The 854-nt window shown below is 59.0% G+C and carries 1 protein-coding gene; it reads left to right on the forward strand.

The window, feature by feature from the left end; translation table 11 throughout:
* A partial coding sequence (locus ACF8EA_RS25255; RefSeq protein WP_392523650.1) for a group II intron maturase-specific domain-containing protein occupies positions 1–804 on the forward strand: 804 nt, incomplete at its 5' end.
* Between the last annotated feature and the right edge of the window lie 50 nt (positions 805–854).

The following is an 854-nucleotide window of genomic DNA, read 5'->3' on the forward strand; positions in this document are numbered from 1 at the left end:
TTGCAGCGTCGCGTCGAAGACAAGCGAGTGCTTAGGCTGATCCGCCGCTACCTTGAAGCTGGGGCCATGTCGGGCGGTATCGTCAGCCAACGGCAAGAGGGGACACCGCAAGGCGGCCCGCTCTCGCCGTTGCTGTCGAATATCCTTCTGGATGAGCTCGACCGCGAATTGGAACGGCGGGGTCATCGCTTCGTGCGCTACGCCGATGATGCGAACATTTATGTGCGCAGTCCTCGGGCGGGCGAGCGGGTGTTGGCCAGTATCGAGCGCTTCCTGTGCCATCGTTTGAAACTGACGGTGAACCGGAAGAAGAGCCAAGTAGCAGGGGCTTGGAAGTGTGACTACTTGGGTTACGGGATGAGCAGGCACCAGCAACCAAGGCTGCGTGTGGCAACGATGAGCTTGGGGCGTTTACGCGACCGGCTCAGAATATTGCTGCGGAGTGTAAGGGCCCGCAAAGTGGCGACTGTCATTGAGCGAATCAACCCTGTCCTGCGAGGCTGGGCTGGCTACTTCAAGCTCAGCCAGAGCAAACGCCCACTTGAGAAATTGGATGGTTGGGTCAGGCATAAACTTCGCTGCGTCATCTGGCGTCAATGGAAACGGCCCTCAACGAGGGCGCGCAACCTGATGCGCCTGGGCCTGAGCGAAGAACGTGCCTGTAAATCGGCCTTTAATGGCCGAGGCCCGTGGTGGAACTCGGGAGCATCTCATGTGAATCAGGCGCTACCGAAGAGGCTATGGGATAGGTTCGGACTGGTCTCGATACTGGATACGATAAACCGGCTTAGCCGTATAACCTGAACCGCCGTGTACGGAACCGTACGCACGGTGGTGTGAGAGGACGGCGGCTG

Source organism: Pseudomonas sp. YQ_5 (genome assembly GCF_043103305.1).
GTDB classification, from domain to species: Bacteria; Pseudomonadota; Gammaproteobacteria; order Pseudomonadales; family Pseudomonadaceae; genus Aquipseudomonas; species Aquipseudomonas putida_Y.